Below are 3,234 nucleotides of genomic sequence, written 5' to 3' on the forward strand. Positions count from 1 at the left end.
GCCTGGCAACGTCCTACTCTCCCAGGGGCCTGCGCCCCAAGTACCATCGGCGCTGGAGGGCTTAACTGCCGTGTTCGGGATGGGAACGGGTGGATCCCCTCCGCTATCATCACCAGACGTATGCGGTTGTCCCTGTGAGGGACTTCCTTGTTTCAGGGTCACACCCTGAAAACTGGATACGGGTCAAGCACAAGAATGTGTTCTCCACGGTGTGGAGAGTGTTCTGCGCATTGCGCTTTAAACTTCGGAGTCATTTCAGGAGAAGTCCTCGACCGATTCGTATCCGTCAGCTAAACACATCACTGCGCTTACACCTCGGACCGATCTACCTCGTCATCTTCAAGGGGTCTTACTTCCACTGAGGGAATGGGAAATCTCATCTTGAGGGGGGCTTCACGCTTAGATGCTTTCAGCGCTTATCCCTTCCGCACTTGGCTACCCAGCGATGCATCTGGCGACACAACTGGTACACCAGCGGTGCGTCCATCCCGGTCCTCTCGTACTAAGGACAGCTCCTCTCAAATTTCCTGCGCCCGCGACGGATAGGGACCGAACTGTCTCACGACGTTCTGAACCCAGCTCGCGTGCCGCTTTAATGGGCGAACAGCCCAACCCTTGGGACCTACTTCAGCCCCAGGATGCGACGAGCCGACATCGAGGTGCCAAACCTCCCCGTCGATGTGGACTCTTGGGGGAGATTAGCCTGTTATCCCCGGGGTAGCTTTTATCCGTTGAGCGATGGCCCTTCCACTCGGAACCACCGGATCACTAAGCCCGACTTTCGTCCCTGCTCGACTTGTAGGTCTCACAGTCAAGCTCCCTTCTGCCTTTGCACTCTTGAGCGCGATTTCCAACCGCGCTGAGGGAACCTTGGGGCGCCTCCGTTACTTTTTAGGAGGCGACCGCCCCAGTCAAACTGCCCACCTGACACGGTCCCGCATCCGGATCACGGATGTCGGTTAGAACTCCAGCACGATCAGGGTGGTATCCCACCATTGCCTCCTCCGAACCTGGCGGTCCGGATTCTCAGGCTCCCACCTATCCTGTACAGATCGTACCAAAATCCAATATCAGGCTACAGTAAAGCTCCACGGGGTCTTTCCGTCCTGTCGCGGGTAACCAGCATCTTCACTGGTACTACAATTTCACCGGGTCTCTCGTTGAGACAGCGCCCAAGTCGTTACGCCTTTCGTGCGGGTCGGAACTTACCCGACAAGGAATTTCGCTACCTTAGGACCGTTATAGTTACGGCCGCCGTTTACTGGGGCTTCGGTTCAGAGCTTCGCGTAAGCTAACCCTTCCCCTTAACCTTCCAGCACCGGGCAGGCGTCAGCCCCTATACTTCGCCTTGCGGCTTCGCAGAGACCTGTGTTTTTGCTAAACAGTCGCTTGGGCCTCTTCACTGCGGCCCCCTCGAGCAGTCCGAAGACCACCCTACCGGGGCACCCCTTCTCCCGAAGTTACGGGGTCATTTTGCCGAGTTCCTTAACGAGAGTTTTCCCGCGCGCCTGAGGATTCTCTCCTCGCCTACCTGTGTCGGTTTGCGGTACGGGCACCTTCCGCCTCGCTAGAGGCTTTTCTTGGCAGTGTGAGATCAAAGACTTCGGTACTGTAATTTCCCTCGCCCATGGCCCAGCCTTGAGAAGGAAGGGATTTGCCTCTTCCTTCAGCCTCACCATTTAGACGCGCATCCAGTCGCGCGCTCTCCTACCCTCCTGCGTCCCCCCGTCACTCAGACGGCGGAAGGTGGTACAGGAATTTCCACCTGTTGTCCATCGCCTACGCTTTTCAGCCTCGGCTTAGGTCCCGACTTACCCTGAGCGGACGAACCTTCCTCAGGAAACCTTAGGCTTACGGCGGAGGGGATTCTCACCCCTCTTTTCGTTACTCATACCGGCATTCTCACTTCCCAGCGCTCCACCGCCTCTCACGAGACGACTTCAACGCCCTGGGAACGCTCCCCTACCATCCTTACGGATCCACAGCTTCGGTGGCATGTTTAGCCCCGTTACATTTTCGGCGCAGAGTCCCTGGACCAGTGAGCTATTACGCACTCTTTCAATGATGGCTGCTTCTAAGCCAACATCCTGGTTGTCTATGCGACTCCACATCCTTTCCCACTTAACATGCACTTAGGGACCTTAGCTGGTGGTCTGGGCTGTTTCCCTTTCGACTACGGATCTTAGCACTCGCAGTCTGACTCCCGGACATCAAGTATGCGGCATTCGGAGTTTGACTGAGTTCGGTAACCCTTGACAGGCCCCTAGCCCAATCAGTGCTCTACCTCCGCGACTTTAATCCGAGGCTAGCCCTAAAGCTATTTCGGGGAGAACCAGCTATCTCCGGGTTCGATTGGCATTTCACCCCTACCCACACCTCATCCCCTGGTTTTTCAACACCAGTGGGTTCGGGCCTCCACTAAGTTTTACCTCAGCTTCACCCTGGACATGGGTAGATCACCCGGTTTCGGGTCGACGACGACGTACTGATGCGCCCTATTCAGACTCGCTTTCGCTGCGGCTCCGGCTTCTCACCTTAACCTTGCACGGCATCGTCACTCGCCGGTTCATTCTACAAAAGGCACGCCGTCACGGATCAGGTCCGCTCCGACTGCTTGTAAGCACACGGTTTCAGGTTCTATTTCACTCCCCTCCCGGGGTGCTTTTCACCTTTCCCTCACGGTACTGGTTCACTATCGGTCGCCAGGGAGTATTTAGCCTTGGGAGGTGGTCCTCCCGGATTCCCACGGAATTTCTCGTGTTCCGCGGTACTCGGGGTCCGTCCTGGAGGGTGGAAGGTTTCGGCTACAGGGCTATTACCTGCTATGGCGGGCCGTTCCAGGCCACTTCGCCTACCTTCCACTTTTGTAACTCCATGTAGGACGCCCCACAACCCCGATCGTCAGAGACGATCGGTTTGGGCTGTTCCCCGTTCGCTCGCCGCTACTAAGGGAATCGCGTTTGCTTTCTCTTCCTCGGGGTACTAAGATGTTTCAGTTCCCCCGGTCTGCCTCACCCCACCCTATGTGTTCAGGTGGGAGTGCCAGCGGTTCGCGCTGGCGGGTTGCCCCATTCGGAAATCCCCGGATCAAAGCCTGCTTACGGCTCCCCGGGGCATATCGGTGTTCGCCCCGTCCTTCATCGGCTCCTGGCGCCAAGGCATCCACCGTGTGCCCTTTCTAACTTCTCCTCAAATCACTCCGGTGAAAATGTGTATCCGGTGCAAGTTGCACTT

Annotated in this window: 2 rRNA genes; both read right to left on the reverse strand. The window is 56.8% G+C overall.

What is annotated here, in order from left to right:
- Window positions 1-117: ribosomal RNA gene (gene rrf, locus C8J48_RS18450) — 5S ribosomal RNA — on the reverse strand.
- Between the two features lie 139 nt (window positions 118-256).
- Window positions 257-3,189: ribosomal RNA gene (locus tag C8J48_RS18455) — 23S ribosomal RNA — on the reverse strand.
- Window positions 3,190-3,234 lie beyond the last annotated feature (45 nt).

Source organism: Desmospora activa DSM 45169, from assembly GCF_003046315.1.
GTDB classification, from domain to species: Bacteria; Bacillota; Bacilli; order Thermoactinomycetales; family DSM-45169; genus Desmospora; species Desmospora activa.